The sequence below is a fragment of the Pseudomonas sp. PDM21 genome (assembly GCF_014852505.2).
Classification (GTDB): domain Bacteria; phylum Pseudomonadota; class Gammaproteobacteria; order Pseudomonadales; family Pseudomonadaceae; genus Pseudomonas.
Map to the genome: position 1 here is coordinate 3,286,828 of NZ_CM181223.1, position 18,465 is coordinate 3,305,292.

15 protein-coding genes are annotated in these 18,465 nt (G+C 65.8%); 7 read left to right on the top strand and 8 right to left on the bottom strand.

The features are described 5' to 3' along the window. Nucleotides 1-107 precede the first annotated feature (107 nt). The 3 genes from IB275_RS15240 to IB275_RS15250 form a co-directional block, all read right to left on the bottom strand. Nucleotides 108-2,498, bottom strand: a complete 2,391-nt coding sequence (locus IB275_RS15240) for a TonB-dependent siderophore receptor (RefSeq protein WP_192295827.1) — start codon at nt 2,496-2,498, stop codon at nt 108-110. A gap of 171 nt (nt 2,499-2,669) precedes the next feature. After that, complete coding sequence (locus IB275_RS15245) at nt 2,670-4,358, bottom strand: cyclic peptide export ABC transporter (protein WP_192295828.1); 1,689 nt, start codon at nt 4,356-4,358, stop codon at nt 2,670-2,672. A 283-nt stretch (nt 4,359-4,641) separates the two neighbouring features. Then, nucleotides 4,642-5,670 (bottom strand): FecR family protein, encoded by a 1,029-nt coding sequence (locus IB275_RS15250; RefSeq protein WP_192295829.1) that lies wholly within the window; start codon nt 5,668-5,670, stop codon nt 4,642-4,644. Nucleotides 5,671-5,796: 126 nt separating this feature from the next. Between IB275_RS15250 and IB275_RS15255 the strand changes: the two genes are divergently transcribed. The 4 genes from IB275_RS15255 to fhuF all read left to right on the top strand — a co-directional run bounded on the left by IB275_RS15255 (nt 5,797) and on the right by fhuF (nt 9,900). After that, complete coding sequence (locus IB275_RS15255; protein ID WP_192295830.1) at nt 5,797-6,303, top strand: sigma-70 family RNA polymerase sigma factor; 507 nt, start codon at nt 5,797-5,799, stop codon at nt 6,301-6,303. Between the two features lie 389 nt (nt 6,304-6,692). Next, on the top strand, nt 6,693-8,027 hold the full coding sequence (locus tag IB275_RS15260; protein WP_081519859.1) for a lysine N(6)-hydroxylase/L-ornithine N(5)-oxygenase family protein: 1,335 nt from the start codon (nt 6,693-6,695) through the stop codon (nt 8,025-8,027). A 99-nt stretch (nt 8,028-8,126) separates the two neighbouring features. Next, nucleotides 8,127-9,113, top strand: a complete 987-nt coding sequence (locus IB275_RS15265) for a GNAT family N-acetyltransferase (protein ID WP_192295831.1) — start codon at nt 8,127-8,129, stop codon at nt 9,111-9,113. Between the two features lie 31 nt (nt 9,114-9,144). Next, nucleotides 9,145-9,900, top strand: a complete 756-nt coding sequence (fhuF, locus tag IB275_RS15270) for a siderophore-iron reductase FhuF (protein WP_192295832.1) — start codon at nt 9,145-9,147, stop codon at nt 9,898-9,900. A 225-nt stretch (nt 9,901-10,125) separates the two neighbouring features. Here fhuF and IB275_RS15275 read toward each other — a convergent pair whose 3' ends face one another. Further along, nucleotides 10,126-10,893: an ATP-binding cassette domain-containing protein gene (locus IB275_RS15275; protein ID WP_192295833.1), complete on the bottom strand. Its 768-nt coding sequence runs from the start codon at nt 10,891-10,893 to the stop codon at nt 10,126-10,128. 166 nt (nt 10,894-11,059) lie between these two features. Between IB275_RS15275 and IB275_RS15280 the strand changes: the two genes are divergently transcribed. Continuing rightward, nucleotides 11,060-13,036, top strand: coding sequence for a DEAD/DEAH box helicase (locus IB275_RS15280; RefSeq protein WP_192295834.1), 1,977 nt, complete (start codon nt 11,060-11,062; stop codon nt 13,034-13,036). Nucleotides 13,037-13,051: 15 nt separating this feature from the next. On the opposite strand, the gene IB275_RS15285 is transcribed toward IB275_RS15280, so the two are convergent. From IB275_RS15285 to gcvA, 3 genes are all read right to left on the bottom strand, one after another. Continuing rightward, on the bottom strand, nt 13,052-13,393 hold the full coding sequence (locus IB275_RS15285; protein ID WP_081519864.1) for an FKBP-type peptidyl-prolyl cis-trans isomerase: 342 nt from the start codon (nt 13,391-13,393) through the stop codon (nt 13,052-13,054). 87 nt (nt 13,394-13,480) lie between these two features. Next, the gene (locus IB275_RS15290) at nt 13,481-14,497 is read right to left on the bottom strand and encodes an SLAC1 anion channel family protein (protein ID WP_192295835.1); all 1,017 of its coding nucleotides are present in this window, start codon (nt 14,495-14,497) and stop codon (nt 13,481-13,483) included. Nucleotides 14,498-14,614: 117 nt separating this feature from the next. Then, entirely contained in the window at nt 14,615-15,526 is a 912-nt protein-coding gene (gcvA, locus tag IB275_RS15295; protein ID WP_192295836.1) for a transcriptional regulator GcvA, read from the bottom strand. 139 nt (nt 15,527-15,665) lie between these two features. Here gcvA and IB275_RS15300 point away from each other — a divergent pair, with 139 nt between their 5' ends. After that, nucleotides 15,666-16,481: an aminotransferase class IV family protein gene (locus IB275_RS15300; protein ID WP_192295837.1), complete on the top strand. Its 816-nt coding sequence runs from the start codon at nt 15,666-15,668 to the stop codon at nt 16,479-16,481. 118 nt (nt 16,482-16,599) lie between these two features. Here IB275_RS15300 and IB275_RS15305 read toward each other — a convergent pair whose 3' ends face one another. After that, complete coding sequence (locus IB275_RS15305) at nt 16,600-17,376, bottom strand: NAD(P)H-dependent oxidoreductase (protein WP_192295838.1); 777 nt, start codon at nt 17,374-17,376, stop codon at nt 16,600-16,602. A gap of 90 nt (nt 17,377-17,466) precedes the next feature. Here IB275_RS15305 and IB275_RS15310 point away from each other — a divergent pair, with 90 nt between their 5' ends. Beyond that, nucleotides 17,467-18,360: a LysR family transcriptional regulator gene (locus IB275_RS15310; protein WP_192295839.1), complete on the top strand. Its 894-nt coding sequence runs from the start codon at nt 17,467-17,469 to the stop codon at nt 18,358-18,360. The last annotated feature ends 105 nt before the right edge of the window (nt 18,361-18,465 follow it).

Genomic DNA, 18,465 nt, shown 5'->3' on the forward strand with positions numbered 1-18,465 from the left:
ACGGGGCTCTTGAAACAACACGCCTTTGAAACGGCAAAGGGCCCCCTGCGAACAGGGAGCCCGGAAACAGCAGGCGGAACCGGCGCGCGGCCGCCTCCGTCGGTGCCTTACCAGCTGTACTTCACGCTGGTCATGACGGTGCGGCGCAGGCCCGGGTAGCAGGAAATCGGACTGTCGCAGGTCGCGGCATATTCCTCGTCCAGCAGGTTCTGGGCGTTCACCGAGAGGGTCACGTTCTTGTTCAGCGGGTAGCTCACGCCGGCGTCGAACAGGGTGTAGTTGTCGACGTGGTAGGTGTTGGCGTTGTTGCCGTAGAGCGAGCCGGTATAGCGCACGCCGCCGCCGATGGAGAGACCGTCGACCGCACCTTCGTGGAAGGTGTAATTCAGCCAGCCGTTGGCCATGTGCTCGGGCACGTTGGCCGGGCGGTTGCCTTCGTTGGCGTCGTTGCTCTTGGTGATCTTGGCCTTGGTGTAGGTGTACGAGGCCAGCAGGTCCCAGTTCTGGTCCAGCTTGGCTTTCAGCTCGGCCTCGATGCCGCGCGAACGCTGCTCGCCGGTGGCTTCGCTGAAGCCGGTGGGCACGCCGTTGGCGTTCAGCTGGTTGGTGAGGATGTTCTCCTTGGTCAGCTCGTAGGCGGCGAGGGTGATCAGCAGGGTTTCGTCCGGCTGGAACTTCACGCCCGCTTCGTACTGGTGCGCTTCGCTGGCCTTGAAGGCGCTGCCGTCGGAGCTGATGCCGGTGTTGGGCACGAAGGACTCGGAGTAGCTGACGTAGGGCGCCAGGCCGAAGTCGGTCAGGTAGGTCAGGCCGACGCGACCGGTGAAGGCGTTGTCCTTCTGCATGCTGTGGGCGCCGACGTGGTTGTCCAGGTCATTGCGCACGTAGTCGTAGCGGCCACCGGCGGTGAGGATCCAGTGGTCGTCGAACTTGACCTGGTCCTGCAGGTAGGCGCCGATCTGCTCGATGTTCTGGTCGTAGTCGATGGACTGGATGCTGTTGCCCTTGTTCGGACGCGGAACACTCTGGCCGTACACCGGGTTATCCAGGTTCAGCGACGGGCCGAGGGTGCGCCAGCGCGCGACATTGGCGTCCTGCCAGCTGTAGTCCGTGCCCATCAGCAGCGTGTGCTTGATGGAGCCGGTGTCGAAGTTGGCCTGCAGCTGGTTGTCCAGGTTGAAGGTGTCCATGTGCTGGTCGAAGCGATCCGCGGTGCGGATGATGTTCCGCCCCACCTGCAGTTGCGGCAGCAGGTTGTTGAAGATCAGGTCGACCTGGCCGTAGCGCGCGTTCTGGCGGAATTCCCAGGTGTCGTTGAAGCGATGGCGAAACTCGTAGCCCAGGGTGTACTGATCCTGGTCGAAGTGGTTGTAGTTGTGGTCGCCGAGCAGGGTGCCGGTGGGGTGGCCGTTGACGCTGTAGTCGAAGATCGAGCCGGAGTTGCGGTCCCGCAGGAAGTCGGTGAGCAGGGTCAGGCTGGTGTCTTCGTCAGGCGCCCAGGTGAAGGACGGGGCGATGTAGTAGCGGTCGTCCTCGACCTCGTGGCCGTCGTCGTACTCGGCCTGGGTGTTGGCGTCGCGGGCCAGGCCCACCACGCGGTAGAGGAACTGGTTCTGGTCGTCCAGCGCGCCGCCGAGATCGAACTGGCCCTGCTTGCGGTCATGGTTGCCGCCAGTCAGCTCGACTTCGTTGATGTGGTTGGCAGTGGGCTTCTTGCTCACACGGTTGACGATACCGCCGGCGTCACCCATGCCGAACAGGCTGGAGGACGGGCCACGGACCACGTCGATGCGCTCGAAGGCATAGGGCTCGCTGCGAAAGAAGGCGTAGCTGTTGTTCTGCTGACGCAGCCCGTTGAGGTAGTCGCTGGTGGCCTGGGCGTTGAAGCCGCGGATGTACAGCCAGTCGAAGCCTTTCGGGTCCAGGCCATAGGCTTCCACCTTGACGCCGGGCACATAGCGCAGCGCTTCGGTCACGGTCTGCGCGCCCTGAGCGTCCATCTGCTTGCGGGTGATCACCGAGATCGACTGGGGGATTTCCAGCAGCGGGGTGTCGGTCTTGCTGCCACTGTTGGAGGTGCGCGGCACGTAGCTGTCTTCACCCTCGACAGTACCGGTGATGACCTGGGCGGACATGTTCAGGGTGTCGCCGCTGGCGGAGTCGGCGCCCAGCAGGGTTACGCGGCTGCCTTCGACCTGGTACTTGATGCCGGTACCCTGCAGCAGGCGCTCCAGCGCCTGGGCGGGCTCCATCTCGCCGCGCACGCCGGGTGCGCGCAGGTTCTGCACCTGGCTCTGGTTGAAGACGATCTGCAGGTTCGACTGCGCGCCCAGGCTGGTGAGCGCGGAAGCCAGTGACTGGGCCGGGATGTCGATGCGGACCGGGGCGGCCTCGACGGCGGAAGCCGCCAATACCATCCCCAGGGCGGTGGCGCGGACCAGACGGGCCAGAGGCTTCACCTTGTGCTGGGATTGCAGCGCGTAGCGATTGCGACTCACTTGTTTAGCTCCTTTAACCTTGAAGGCATGATCTTGTAATGCAATTTCTAATAAGAATGATTCAGCTTTATGTGACGCGCCGGCTGGAGAAAACCGGAAAAATCCTTTCGATCTTTTTTTGTTGCTGAGTGACGGCGGCAGGAAAGGGCGGCCTTCCTGGCCGCCGGGCCGTCAGTGCATGGCCATGCCGGAACCACCTCGTGGCGCTGTAGCGCGGTGGTCCTCGATCTCCACGATCTGCCCGGCGCTCATGCGCAGCAGGCGATCCGCGACGTCGAAGTAGCGGTCGTCGTGGGAAATCACGATCAGCGTCTTGCCCTGGGCGCGAAGCTCGGGCAGCAGCTCGGTGTAGAAAATCCGGCGGAATTCCGGGTCCTGGTCCGCCGCCCACTCGTCGAACACCAGCACCGGGCGCTTCTCCAGCCATGCCTGCACCAGCGCCAGGCGCTTGCGCTGGCCGGTCGAGAGGTCGGTGGTGGAGAACTCCTGGCCTTCAAGGCTGACCTTGTGGGCGATCTCCAGGCGTTCCAGATAACGGCCGGCTTCGGCCGGGACGTCCTGGCTGCCCTTGAGCAGGTCTTCGAAGAGGAAATAGTCGGCGAAGATGGTGGTGAACAGCTGGCGGTAATCGTCGCGGCCGGCATCGGTCACCGGCTCGCCGTTGAGCAGCAGCTCCCCGCCGCGTGGGGCGTAGAGGCCGAGCAGCAGCTTGATCATCGTGGTCTTGCCGCAACCGTTCTCGCCGGCAATGAAGAGGATTTCGCCACGGCTGACCTTGAGGTTCAGCGGGCCGACGCCAAATCCACGGGAGCCGTCGTCGGTGGGGTAGTGGTAGGCCAGGTCGCGCAGCTCGATGGACTGGAAGTCCAGTGGCTTGCGACCGTCATCGGCCAGCAGCAGGTTCGGCTCCGGCGAGGAGAAGCGCACCGACAGCTCGGCAATGCGGCGGAACGCGACCTGGGCGCGGGTCACCACCGGCAGCTGGCCGATCAGGCCTTCCAGCGGCCCCTTCATATACAGAAGTACCAGGATGAAACCGGACAGGGTGGCCTGGTCGGTGCTCGGCCACAGCGATTGGTAGGCCAGCGCCACGCCGATGACGATGAAGAACAGCGTCGAGCCGAAGCCCTTGGCGACGTTGAACAGGTTGATCGAGCGCAGCTGGATGTCACAGATTTCGTCGGCGGTACCCTGCAGGCGTTCGCTGTAGTGCTGGAAGCGCCGCGGACGGCTGATGCGCAGCTCCTTCGCGCCCTCGGCGATGGCGCGGTAGTGCTTCTGCAGTTCGTCTTCCTTGTCCCGTGCCTCGAAGAAGCCCTTGATGCCCTTGGCTCGCGCGACGTACTGCACGGCGCTGCCGACGACGATGGCGACGGCGGTGGCGAGGAACATCGGCGGCGACAACCAGGCCAGGTAGCCCAGGCAGCCAAGCGTGGTAGTCAGGGCGACCGCCAGCGGCGCGAAGGCGAAGGCGAAGTCGCTGATGGTGTCGATGTCGTGGGTCAGCACCGGGATCAGCCGGTGGCTGCGGTAGCGCTCGATCTGCTCGATGGGTGCGGAGATGATCTTGCTGCCCAGGTCCTTGCGCAGCCGCGCGATCACGTGCTGGCCGACGTAGTTGGTGCCCATGTCGGAAATGATCGAGCCCAGCAGCGCCAGCACACACAGCCCGGCGAAGCCCAGCAGCAGGCCGGCGGGCATGCCGCCTTGCGAATGCAGGCTGTAGTTGATGGTGGCCAGCAGCGCGGTGATGGCCGAGCCGCCGAGAATCCCCAGCAAGGTGGCAGCGGTCAGCGGCAACCAGTGAGGCCGCAGCAGTTTGAGCATCTCGCGAAAGGCGCTTGGAGCGGGTGTTTGCATCGTCTTTTCCTGGATCCAGCCTGCCAGGGGGCAGGCCGCACAACGGGGCGAGACGGCGCGCGAATCAGGAAATCATCGGCAAATCCGAATCGTTCCTATCAAGACGAATGAGCGTGGGAAAAACTGAAGAGAATTTGCGAAAGCCTCTCAAGCAGGCGGGGGTGGATTCGTCAGTTCTCGGTCGCTAGACGGCGGATAACGCTGGCGCGTTATCCGCCCTACGGGGAGTTACGGTGCGGCAGTGCAGGGCGCAGAACCCGCAACGGGTTATCCGCCAGCCTGGCTAGAGCTGCGCGTAACGGCTGGCCAGTACGGTGCGGCCCTGGTTGTCCTTGCGCAGCTCCAACGGCAGCACCTTGGGCAGCGAATCCACCAGCGCCTGCAGGTCGTCGGTGCGGTAGATGCCGCCGATGCGCATAGCGGCAACGGTGGCATCGTCGAGGAACACCGGCTGCTTGAGGTAGCGGTTGATCAGCGGGATGGCCGACTGCAGCGTCAGGTCATCGATCACCAGCTTGCCTTCGATCCAGGCAATGGCGCCGGCGGGTGCGACCTGGGCCAGTTCGATGCGCTGGCTACCCTGGCTGTAGCGCGCCTGCATGCCCGGCGTGAGCTGGGCGCTGTTGCCGTCGACGCTGTCGGGCGGGCTGACCACCACCGAGCCTTCGAGCAGGGTGACCAGCATCTGGTGCGGGTCGGTCCAGACGTTGAAGCGCGTACCGGTAACCCGCACGCTGCCGTTGTCGGTGTAGACCGAGAAGGGTTGCAGGGTGTCGTGGGTCACCCGGAAGTACGCCTCGCCGCCGCTTTTCAACCAGGCGCTGCGGCGGTCGCGGAAGTCGGCGAAGTACAGTTGCGAGTTGCTGTTGAGCTCGACTTTCGAGCCGTCGGCCAGTTCCACCTCGCGCGCGCCGGGCTGCGCGGCGTAGTAGCCGACCTTCGAGGGCAGCCAGCCGGCGGACCAGCCTGCCGACCATACGGCGCCGATGGCCACCAGCACGCCAGCGGCCACGGCGGCGATGCTCTTGCCACTGCGAGGGCGGCGAGCGCTGCTGCGGAGGCGGCGGCCGCTCAGTGGCGCGGGAGCTATCGGTGCGGGGGCGGCTCGTGGTGTCGGCGGCAGCAGCTCCGAGAGCTGCCAGATGTCCAGCATCGCCTGGTATTCGACCTCGTGCCGCGTATCGAGCGCGAGCCATTGCGCAAACTCGGCGCGCTCGGCATCGCTGCACTCTTCGTCGTGCAGACGCGCGCACCAGTGCGCAGCTTCGGCGCTGATGCGGTCATCGTCGAACGGGGCGGGGGAGCTGGTCATCGGGAATCTCGGTAAGGCCGTTTGCGGCCGATATCACACTTTCTTTTCGCGTTGATGCGAGTGATTATAAATAAGCCTGACTCGGACTGTCAGCAGGCGCCTGCAGCCTCGACTGTTTTTCATAGGATGCCCGACGGGGTGGAAAGCGCGTTCATCCGGTATTACAAGGAGCTGGTCCTGTACCTCAATCGCAGCCTTGGCGACCGCCAGGCGGCTGCCGATGTGACACAGGAAGCCTTCCTGCGCCTGCTCGACCGCAAGGGTGACGAGCATATCGAACAACCCCGTGCATTTCTCTATCGCACGGCGGTCAACCTCAGCATCGACCTGCACCGGCGCGGCCGCGTGCGCCGCACCGAAGAGCTGGAAACCCTCGACCGCGAAGGTTGCCTCGACGAGCGCTGCCCGCAGGAGGCAGCCAGCCAGCAGCAGCAACTGCAATTGCTCCAGCGGGCCCTCGGCGAATTGCCCGAGGCTTGTCGCCGCGCCTTCGTGCTGCGAAAGGTCGAGGGCTGCAGCCATGTCGAGATCGCGCAAGCCCTGGGCATCTCCCGCGACATGGTGGAGAAACACATCGTCAACGCGATGAAACATTGCCGGCTGCGCCTGAAAGCCTGGAGCGGTCAGGACTGAAGCCCTCTTTTCAGTGTTGCCTGGGGCGCCGCCTCGCGAACCGCACTGCACAGAGCCAACCTCGATCGCCGCGGCCCCTTTACCTACACAGACGCATGGAAACGCTCAGGAATTAGTCCCACGCGGCCCGCGCGGGTTTTCTGGGAAAGATTCCGCCCTCGATAACTGACCGTCATTCTGAAATTTTCATGACTTAGTGAGAATCATTCTAAATTTCCCCAAGCCTGTCTCGTCTCTCCAGATAACGCGCTATCGACAGCGCAAATCATGGGCGACACGCAGGAGCGAGCGCCGACCGCCGGCTGGCGGGGCGCTCCGGGCAGAGCAGTAAGCCGCCGACTCCCGCGTGGTCACGCCCCACGGCCATCGCGATACAGGACATTGGCACCATGACCCAGATGATCACCCCGACCTACGACGTGCTCGGCATCGGTTTCGGCCCCTCCAACCTGGCGCTGGCGATCGCCCTGCAGGAGCAGGCGCGACGCGAGGGTCGCCACTACCACGCGCTGTTCCTCGACAAGCAGGCCGACTACCGCTGGCACGGCAACACCCTGGTGGCGCAGAGCGAGCTGCAGATTTCCTTCCTCAAGGACCTGGTGACCCTGCGCAACCCCACCAGCCCGTACAGTTTCGTCAATTACCTGCACGCGATGGGCCGGCTGATCGATTTCACCAACCTGGGCACCTTCTACCCGTGCCGCATGGAGTACAACGACTACCTGCGCTGGGTCAGCGAGCAGTTCGCCGAGCAGCGTGTCTGCGGCGAGACCGTCAGCCGCGTCGAGCCGGTGCAGGGTCCGGATGGCATCGAGCTGGTCAAGGTGCTGTCCACTGACGCCCGTGGCCATGAGCGCTTCCGCCTGGCGCGCAGCGTGGTGGTCAGCACCGGAGGCACGCCGCGCTTCCCGTCGGCCTTCAGCCACCTGCGTGACGATCCGCGCGTGTTCCACCATGCCCGCTACCTGGAATGCATGGCCAGGCAGCGCTGCAACCAGAACGAGCCGATGCGCATCGCGGTGATCGGCGGCGGCCAGAGCGCGGCCGAAGCCTTCATCGACCTGAACGACAGCTTCCCCTCGGTGAAGGTCGACATGGTCCTGCGCGCGGCGGTGCTCAAGCCGGCCGACGACAGTCCCTTCGTCAACGAAATCTTCGCCCCGCGCTACACCGACCTGGTGTTCAACGAGCCCAAGGCCGAGCGCGAGAAGCTGATCCAGGAATTCCACAACACCAACTACTCGGTGGTGGACCTGGACCTGATCGAGCGCATCTACGGCATCTTCTATCGCCAGAAAGTGGCCGGTGTGGATCGCCATGCCTTCCTCTGCCGCCGCAATGTTGAGGCGGCAAAGGCTGACGCCGATGGCATCGAGCTGACCCTGCGCGACAGCGCCACTGGCGCGGTGGAAACCCACCGCTACGATGCGGTGATCCTCGCCACCGGCTACGAGCGCAAGTCGCACCGCGAACTGCTCGCCCCGCTGCAGGAGTACCTGGGTGACTTCGAAGTAGGCCGCGACTACCGCGTGCTGGCCGACAAGCGCCTGCATGCCGGCATCTACCTGCAAGGCTTCACCCAGGACAGCCACGGCCTGAGCGACACACTGCTGTCGGTGCTGCCGATGCGCGCGCAGGAAATCGCTGCGTCGATGTTCGAGCACCTGCCGCCCCACGAAACCGCACACAAGCCGACGCGCCCGCTGACTGCGGAAAGCGCCTGATCCGCAAGGCCCGGAATCGATGCCCGGGCCGACTAAATTTCGGCTGACCCTGCTCGTCATACGGGCGGGGCCGTTGCATTCACGAAAAGGGGACCCACCATGACGCCCAGTTTTTCCCTGCCGCTGCCCGATGGCCGCAAGCTCTCCGCTGACCACGGCACCCAAGGCCTGACGCTGCTGCTGGACGGCCAGCCTATGTTGAGTGCGCAACGCGAAGGTGAGTGCTGGCAGCTGAGTTCAGCACCAACCACGGAGGCGCTGTGGATGCTGGCCTACTGGACCTTCGCTGGCGATGCACAGAGCGAACGCGTGCAGTTCGCTGCCGCCAATGTCCCGGTCGAAGCTTTCGAGCAAGGCCTGGTGAGCCTCGACGAAGTCGGTGGGCGCCTGCAGATCGAGCGTTCCGCGTTCTGGCAACTGCCCGCCGCCTGGCACAAGGGCTTGGCCAGCGCCAACTACCCGCAGGTCTATCGCATGAGCGGCGGCCGCCGCCACCCGCTTCGCGCTCCCAAGCCGCAGGGCGAGGTCTATCGCCGCTTCGACGCCAAGCTGGGCCAGTGGATTTCCCTGCGCACCCTCGACATCGAACTGGACCTGGAGCGCTTCAGTCGCTGGCAGAACAGCCCGCGCGTGCTGGAGTTCTGGCAGGAAGGCGGCACCCTTGAGCAACATCGCGCCTATCTGGAAAAAGCCGCCGCCGACCCGCACACCACTACCCTGATCGGCTGCATCGACGACGAGCCTTTCGCCTACTACGAAGCCTACTGGGCCAAGGAAGACCGCATCGCGCCGTTCTACGAAGTGGGCGACTACGACCGTGGCATCCACATGCTGGTGGGCGAAGAAAGCCATCGTGGCCCGCACAAGGTGGAAAGCTGGATGACCGCGCTGGTGCACTACCTGCTGCTGGAAGACCCGCGCACCCAGCGCATCGTCGCCGAGCCGCGAGCCGACAACGCGAAGATGATCGGCCACATGCAGCGTCTGGGCTTCTGGCGCGAGAAGGAATTCAACTTCCCGCACAAGCGCGCCGCGCTGATGGTGCAGAGCCGGGAAACCTTCTTCGAGCGTTGTGGCCTGTGCTGACAGCGGTTCGTTGTGTGCCTGAGGGCTGCCGGTGATTGCAGCCCTCGCTCCCCTGTATTTCGGCGAGTTCGTCGGCTACCGCGAGGTGCTGGTGACCCGCGACGATCCCCGTCCTTCTATCCCGGCGCGTGCCTTGCTGGAGCGGGAGATGCTCGACAGCGTGCTGCGTCGCTTCGACCCGCCCCACGCCGATGGTGACCGACGCGCGCTGGCTTCGCAGTGGTCCAAGTGGTACCTGGTGCGCCTCATTCCACCGGTAGTGGCCGCAGCGCTGGTGCTCGGTCGCACGCTGCCGCTGGCGTTCGATGAGGTGGAGGTGGTGCTGGATGCCCAGGGTATTCCCGAGGCGTTCAAGTTGCCGGGAGAAGGCGGACCCTTCGCCGCGACGCCGGGCGATCCGTTCCAGCGCTTCGCCCATCTGCTGGAAGGCCACCTGCAGCCCTTCATCCAGACCCTGGCCGCCGAGGCGCGCCTGTCGCCGAAGGTGCTCTGGAGCAATGCCGGCAACTACCTCGAATGGTTCCTCGGCGAGATGGCCAGGCTGCCGCCCCTGGCCCCGATGCTCGGCCACGGCCGCGAACTGCTGGAGACCGAGCGCCGTCCGGACGGCACGCGCAACCCGCTGTTCAAGCCGATCCAGTATGTCGAGGTGTCCTGCGAGCAGCGGGCCAACGGGCTATGGCGGCAACGGCGGACCTGCTGCATTCGCTATCGGCTGGGCACCATCGGCCATTGCGACAACTGCCCGCTGATCGACGAGCCGCCGCCGGAAGCGAGCGACCTGTAACGTACCCTGCGTCGGCGTGGCATACGTCTACCTGAAGGAGCGGGCCATGCCCGCGACCGGCGCTTCCGCTCACAGGGGATCACGGTGGCGTACGGACGTAGGATGGTGTGGAGCGCAGCGATACCCATCGAATTTCGCGCACCCGCAGCAGCATGGGAATCGCAAGCTCCACCCATCCTGCAAATGTGCTTGCCGGGGAGGGCGGCGGTTTGCCCCTATAGCGGTTCAGCGCAAGTAGCTGATCGGCGACCCATCCACCGGGTTGTTCAGTACGCCCATGGGAATCCCATAGATGTCTTCCAGCGTCTCTCCGCGCATCAGCTCCGCCGGGGTGCCCTGGGCCAGCAGGCGGCCACCGTGCAGGGCGATCAGGTGGTCGCAGTAGCGTGCCGCCATGTTGATATCGTGCAGCACCACCAGCACGCCCAGGCCCAGCTCGCGGCTGAGTTCGTGGACGCGCGAGAGCACCTCCACCTGGTGGGCGATGTCCAGCGCCGAAGTCGGCTCGTCCAGCAGCAGGTAGCGGCTGTTCTGCGCGAGCAGCATGGCCAGCCAGACGCGCTGGCGTTCGCCGCCGGAGAGCAGGTCCACCGGGCGATCGGCAAAGGCCAGGGTGTCGGTGAGGTCCAGCGCGCGGTCGATCTGCTTGCGGTCCTCGCCGGTGAAGCGGCCCAGTGCGCCGTGCCACGGATAGCGGCCGAAGGCGACCAGCTCGCGCACGGTCAGGCCGTCGGTCTGCGGCAGTTGCTGCGGCAGGTACGCCACCTGACGCGCGAAATCGCGGTTACCCCAGTCCTGCAGCGGCTTGTCGTCGAGGCGGATGCTGCCGCCGCTGGCCTGTTGCTGGCGGGCCAGCAGCTTGAGCAGGGTGGACTTGCCCGAACCGTTGTGACCGATCAGGCCGATCATGTTGCCGTCGGCCAGCTGCAGGCTCAGCGGCTGCAGGAGGGTGCGACCGGGGACGCTGAAACTGACATTTTCCAGTTCGAACATGGGGTCATCCGTAGGGGCGGCGTGGCCGGAAAAAGCGGGAGTCCGACTCTAATCCAATCGCTAATGGTTATCAATTTTCAAAGGGCTCGCGGAACCGCCGGAAGGATTGCCTGTCCTTGTCCGAAAGCGCTTATGATTCAACGCTGTAACTGATCTGGTAGGGCCCATGGAGTCTGCTGTCGAACGCTACAAGCGGCTGGTTGCCGAAGCCCTTGCGCGTTATTTCCCCCGTACCACCGAATACCTGCGCGCCGAGCGCGAGGCGGCGCAGCCCAAGGCCAGCGCGCGCGGCAAGGCAAAGGGCAAGGCGAAAGCGGCGGGCAAGACGCCCGCCAAGCGCGGCGCCAAGGCCCGGAAGGATGGCGAGGCGCCTGCGCCCAAGCGCGTGCGCGCTCCGGCCGTAGCCGGCATCTACGGCAGCGCCAGCGCAGCGGATGAGCAGCGCGCCCTCGACATGCGCCAGCGCGTGGCCCAGGCGGCTGCCCACGGGATAGTCAGCCTGCCGTCGGACGAACAGTGGGCGATGATCCTCGCGCCCGAGCCGCTGACCCGCATCTTCGCCGGCGCCGGTTCCGGCAAGTCCACCACCCTGGTGCTGCGGGTGGTCTACATGCTCTGCCACTTGGGGATAGACGCGGAGAAGGTGACGGTGATTTCCTTCACCAACGCTTCCTGCGCACAGCTGCGCGAGCAACTGGTGAAGGTGCTTGGCTACTGGGGGCATCCGTTCGATGCGGCGCAGGCGCGGCAGTGCGTGCGCACCTTCCATTCGGCCATGGGCACCCTGGCGAAAGTTGCGCTGAAGAACCCGCGCTGGTTCGAGCAACTGGACGAACGCGACCAGGCCAGCGAGCTGGACAACCCCTTGCTCGCCGGCCGCCTGCGCCCGGCGCAGCAACGCCTGCTCAAGCAGGTCTACCAGCAGTGCTACGCCGATCAGCCGGCGTTCCGCGCCCTGGCGCACCAGTTGCTGGAGCTGCCGCCACCGCCGGAAGCGGGCGAAGACGGCAAGCCGCCACGCATCGGCAAGGCGCCGCTGGATGCCTTCAAGCTGTCGGGCGAATTCGCCGCGCTGCCGCTGTTCGAGGCGTTCTACGCCCAGTCCGGCTTCATCGAAAGCATCGGCCTGCGCATCGACCAGTTGCAGCCGCAGAAACTCGCCTGCCCGCCGCGTGAGCGCCAGTTCATCGAGGCCCTGCAGCTGTTCTGGGCGGCCTTCGATGCGGCCTTGCAGGAGCAGGGCCTGCTGACCTTCAACCTGGCCTTCCAGCGCCTGACCGACCAGCTCGGCGACGGCAAGCTGCCGGCCGAATCGCTTGCGCCGTTCCAGCATCTGCTGATCGACGAGTTCCAGGACGTCTCGCCGCAGATCGTGCAATGGCTGCAGGCGCTGCACCGCGACCTCGCCAAGCGCGGCGAAGCCGTCAGCCTGATGGCCATCGGTGATGACTGGCAGTCCATCTACGCCTGGCGCGGCAGTTCGCCGGAGTTGTTCATGGACTTTGACCGGCATTTCCCCAGCAAGGGGCGGCGCAAGAGCCGCGTGCTGCTGCTGGAGACCAACTACCGCAGCATCGACCCGGTGATCCGCGATGGCGAACGGGTACTGGTGGGCGTGGCCAGCAAACAGGCCAAGGCCTGCCGGGCGTTCAAGTCGGCGGAGGCGGGCGACCACGGGGTGAAGCTGGTGCAACGCTTTGACGCGCGCAACAGCCTGCCGCTGCTGCTGGAAGAAATCCGCAAGCAGTGCGAGCACGTCGCCGCGCGCGGCTCGCGGGAGAAAACCGCCGTGCTGCTGCTCAGTCGGCGCAATGAGACGTTGCAGACCATCCTTGGCGAGTTGGACCGCAAGCTGCCGGTGAAAGGCATGACCATCCACCGCGCCAAGGGTTTGCAGGCGGAAGTGGCGATCATCGTCGACGACTGCGCGCCGCCGGAGAAACACCCGCTGCGCAGCGCGCTGTACGCGGCCTGCGGGTTTTTCGCCAGCAGCTACGACCAGGCCCAGCAGGACGAGCAGTTGCGCCTGGCCTATGTGGCGATCACCCGTGGGGTGAGCCGGGTCTTCTGGTTCACCCGCAAGGCCCAGGGGCCCACGGCGATCCTGGCGCTGCGGCGCAACGTGGAAACCGCGACGGCCTGAGCCCGAAGAGGGCGATCAGTCGTCGCGGGTGAGGACTTCCAGCAGCTCGATCTCGAACAGCAGGTTGGAGTTGGGCTGGATGTGCGCGCCGACCTGACGCTCGCCGTAGGCCAGGTGCGCGGGTACGAAGAGCTTGCGCTTGCCGCCGACCTTCATGCCCATCAGGCCCTGGTCCCAGCCCTTGATTACCCGGCCGGTGCCGATCACGCACTGGAACGGGCGGCCCTTGTCCCAGGACGAGTCGAAGACGGTGCCGTCCTCCAGGGTGCCCCTGTACTGGGTGGTGATCAGGGCGCCCTTGACCACGGCCTTGCCGTCGCCGACGACGATATCTTCGATCTGCAGTTCGCTGCTCATGGCGTTCTCCGGTGCTGCGGGTGCGGCACGAGCGCCGCGAGGGCGTGCGTTTTCGCAGGATTCGTCGGCAATGGCAAGCCGTGCGACTCAGGTGGCGAGGTTGCGCAGCTGGCCTGTCGCCACGCCGATCAGCGTGCGCAGGCCCATGCCGAGGATGACGACCGTCGCGGCGGCGAGCAGGAACAGCGCCACGCCATTGGTGAAAGGCCCGGGCGCATGACCCGCGTAGCGCAGCGCGCAGCCGGCCGCGGCGGCCAGCGGGAAACCGACCGACCACCAGGCCAGGCGGAACGGGCAGTTGCGCGCCAGATGGCGCAGACGCCCGGCGAGTACCGCCAGCATGAACAGGGTGAGCATGTACAGCGCGCTGGCGAAGCGGTCGATCTCGCCGACGAGGCTGACGTAGGCGGAGAAGCCGACCGCGAAGGGCGCCAGCAGGATCAGCAGGGAAGGCTGCAGGCCAACGCCAAGCGGCTCTTCGAACAGCAGCCGCGAGAGGATCAGGGTGAACAGCGGCACAGCGAAGAACAGCGCCACTGCGAGGGAAAAGAAGGCGACGTCGGCGGCGCCCGGCCACTGCAGCAGCGGCACCGCCAGCGGGATATCCGCCAGGCCCACCACCGGGACAATCCAGGCCGGTGTGGCGTGGGCCGCTTGTTGGCGTTGGCCGAGCCAGCGGGAAATGATCAGCCAGGCGAACGGCAGCATCCCGGCCGTGCCGATCAGCCAGCAGGCGCGGGCCAGGAACAGGCTGTAGTCGACCAGAGGAATGGGCAACAGCAGCAGGCTGATGAACAGCGTGCCGAACAGGTTGCCGGCGATGGGATGGAGGAATTCGGCCTTCACCGCGTGGGGGCCGGTGGATGCCTTGATCGCATAGCCGATGGCGACCGCGACGAAGGCCAGCAGCGCCAGCAGGCCGATGGCTTGCGATACCCACTGTGGTGCGCCGTAGATCAGCGTGGCCAGTTTCCAGGCCGACGACAGGCCCGCGAGCCCCATCACCGAGCCGAACAGGGCGACGGGCAGGTAGCCAAGCCGGCCTTCACGGGCGGTTTCCTTGGGAGCACCAAAGGCAGCAGCAGTATCGATGTTTTCTGTCATAGGCGAATCTTTCCTATCGGTACGCTGAGCAATCCGAGCCCATGGACTCCGTCGTCGCACAGCTTAGACGGGAAATATCCTGCGGCAATACCTCCGTGAGTGAATGGCGCGGAGCGCCTAGACCGCCATTTCCCCGAGAATCCATTCGCGGAAGGCCTTGACGCGCGGCTCGTCGGCGCTGGCCTGCGGATAGACCAGGTTGTAGGCATAGTCCTCGGCGAGCCGCACGCCCAATTCGAACGGTTGCACCAGCAGGCCCTGTTCCAGCTCGCGGGCGACCATGGCGTGGTCGGCCAGGCCGACCGCGCCGCCTTCGAGCACCGCCTGCACCACATGGCTGGTGTCCTCGAAGGTGACGCAGCCGCTGGCGTCGAAGTCCTCCACGCCGGCCGCTTCCATCCAGCGTGACCAGTCCGGCCAGGGCGCGCCTTCGGTTTCACACACCACATGGCACAGCGTGTGGGCCTGCAGGTCGCGCGGCTCGCGCAAGGGCGGGCCGTCTTCCAGCAGGCTCGGGCAGCACACCGGGACGATCTGCGTGTCGAACAGGCGCTCCGCCAGCAAGCCGGGATAGCGCCCGCTGCCGAAGCGGATGGCGAGGTCGATGTCGTCGACGGCGAAGTCGCGCAGCTCGTCGCTGACGTCGAAGCTGAGCTTCAGTCCCGGATGCAGCGCGCGGAACTGCGGCAGGCGCGGTAGCAGCCAGTGGGTGGCGAAGCGCGCGGTGAGCGAGACCCGCAGTTGTTCCGAAGTGCGCGCCAGTCGCCGCGCCCGCACGGTGGCGCGATGCAGCAGGCCGAGGGACTCCGCCGCCGCCTCCAGCAGCAAAGCGCCCGCCGGGGTCAGCTGGATGCTGCGGCTGGTGCGCACGAACAGGCCGAGGCCGAGCTGGTCTTCCAGCTCCTTGATCTGGTGGCTGACGGCCGCCGGCGTGAGGCCCACTTCTTCCGCGGCACGGGTGAAGTTCAGGTGGCGGCCGGCGGCCTCGAAGGTGCGCAGCGAGCGGATACCGGGAAAGGAACGGCTCATCGATCTTCAAATCCTTCTTGATGATCTGTCGAGAAATACTCGTTTCTCCTGGCCTCGTCAAAGCCCGATAGTGATTCCACTTGATGCTGGATATGCAGATGTCCAGACAGTGAAACACCGAGCAGAGGAAGCCAAAGCCATGTCAGCCGCCATCCATCCCTATGTCACCCAGCGTAATGCCCAACCCGCGGGCGCCGACGATCTCGCGCCCCTGGCCTTCGCCGGCTACGCCCATTTCACAGCGATGCAGGTGCGCGGCGGTGGCATCCGTGGCCTGGACCTGCACCTGGAGCGCCTGCGCAACGCTTCGCAGCGGCTGTTCGGCCAGAGCCACGCCGACGAGGAAATCCGCGCTGCCTTGCGAGCCGCGCTGGAGCAAGCGCCGGACGATACTTCGCTGATGGCGACGGTGTACTCGCCCGCCGGGGAGTTCACTGTCGCAGGGCCTGAGCACCGACCCGAGCTGCTGGTGCGCACCGCGCCACCATCGGATGGGCCGCAGGGCCCGCTGGCACTGGCCGTTGCGGGGCACGAGCGGGTGCTGCCGGAGATCAAGCACGTCGGCGAGATCGCCAAGACCTGGTACCTGCGCGAAGCGGCGGCCGCCGGTTTCGATGACGCGGTGTTCACCGACCATCGTGGTCGCTTCAGCGAGGCGACTATCTGGAACCTGGCCTTCTGGGACGGCGAATCGGTGATCTGGCCGCGGGCGAGGCTGCTCACCGGTACCACCATGGGCATCCTCCAGCGCCAGCTGGACAGGCTCGGCGCGCGCCAGTCGTCTTTGAGCATCGACCGCCAGGACCTGCCGCGTCTGGCCGGTGCAGTGGTGATGAACTCCTGGACGCCGGCGGTGCCGGTGAGCCGCATTGGCGACGCGGAGATTCCGCCGGCGCCGGAGTTTGTCGAGTTGCTGCGCCGAGCCTTCGAGGCGGAACCGCGAGTTCAGCCCTGAAGGTGCGCAGAAAGGTAGGGCGAATAACCGGGAACAGGTTATCCGCCGGCCAGCCGCTCGGCGGATAACGCTGTCGCGTTATGCGCCCTACTGCGGGTTATTGCTCGCGGACAGTGGCTCACTCCAGATGCGCGGCAAATCCACGGGCCTGCGGCTCGATCTGCTCGCGCAGGGTCAGCGCGGGGATGTCGTAATCACCGCCGTTCTGCCGGCGGAAGGGGATGGGCGCGGTGGTCTGGAGGTTGTCCAGACGTTCGCCCAGTTCCTGCTCGATCTGCGCGTAGCGCTGCGCATCCACGCGGCTGGTGCGATACACCAGGTAAGGCGGCAGCACGTCGAAGCCGGGGTAGTGCAGCACGCCATGGTGGATCGGGAACAGCAGGTCCTCGATCGGCCCGTTGATGCCGCGCGCGCTGTAGTGCGATTCCCAACCACCGGTGGTGACTACCAGCATCGCGCGTTTGCCGGCGAGGTTGCCTTCGCCGTAGCGGTCACCCCAGCGGGCATCGGAGTGCTCGCCAACGCCATAGGCGAATCCGTAGGCATAGACCCGTTCGAACCAGCCCTTGAGGATCGCCGGCATGGTGAACCACCAGAGCGGGAACTGCAGGATCACCGTGTCGGCCCAGCGCAGTTTTTCCTGCTCGGCGGCAATGTCGCTGCTCTGCCGGCCGGCGGCGTAGGCGCGTTTGGAATCCAGGGATGGATCGAAGCGCGCCTCGGGATCGCGATCGAGGCTGTCGGAGGCGTCCAGCGTGGCTTTCCAGTTCATCGCGTAGAGGTCCGAGACCTGAACCTCATGGCCGGCGGCCTGCAGGCGGCGCACCGCGAAATCCTTCAGCGAACCGTTGAGCGAGCGCGGTTCGGGGTGGGCGTAGACGATCAGTACATTCATGGCGGCTGCTTCCGTTGAGAAGGGGGTGTGCGCAGGATGCGATTGCCGCAGGTATAGTGGAAATGAATATCCGGAATCCCAGGTATATGAATGAATAATCTGCGCAGGCTCGACCTCAACCTGCTGGTGACCCTGGACGTGCTGCTTGCCGAGCACAACGTGACCCGCGCGGCCCAGCGGCTGAACTTCTCGCAGCCCTCGGTGAGCGTGCATCTGGCGAAGCTGCGCGACATCTTCGACGACCCGCTGCTGCTCCCCGGCCCGCGCGGCATGCGCCCGACGGCGCGGGCCGAATCCCTGCGCGAACCCTTGCGCATCGCGCTGGAGGCGCTGGAACAGGCGGTGGCGCCCTCAGCGCCTTTCGACCCGGCACAGGCGGACAACACCTGGCGCATCGCGGCGACGGACTACGGCGAATCCACCATCCTGCTGCCGGCCCTGAGCGCCATTCGCGGCAGCGCGCCGGGCACCCGTCTGGCCCTGCTGGAGCTGTCGCCGCCGCGCATCGCCCGGCAGGCGGAGCAGGGCGATATCGACCTGGCCTTCCATACCACCGAAGGCAGCCCGCCAGACATGCGCCGGCGTACGCTGTTCAGCGAACGCTATGTGCTGGCCGGCCGCGCCGGGCACCCGAAGCTCAAACGCAAGCCGAGCCTGGCGCAGTTCTGCCAGCTGGAGCATGTGATGGTGTCACCCGACGGCGGCGGCTTCAGCGGCGTGACCGATGAGACGCTGGCGGAAGCCGGCCTGAGCCGGCGTGTAGCGCTGTCAGTGCCGCATTTCCTCTTTGTCATCTCGGCGCTGGCCAGCAGTGACCTGGTTGCCATGGTGCCGGCGCGACTGGTGCGGGATAACCCGGCGTTGCGGGTGGTGGAAGCGCCGGTGGCGGTGCCGGGGTATGAGATGTCGATGCTCTGGGACGAGCGCTCGCACCGTGACCCGGCGCATCGGTGGTTGCGGGAGCAGATTGCGGCATCGGTCTGACGGGGGGCTTTTCGTAGGAGCGAGGGGGACGCCTAGTTCTTGCTCGCGAATGGGCTTGCTGGCGGCATCACGGCTGGGCAAGCCCTCACCCTAACCCTCTCCCAG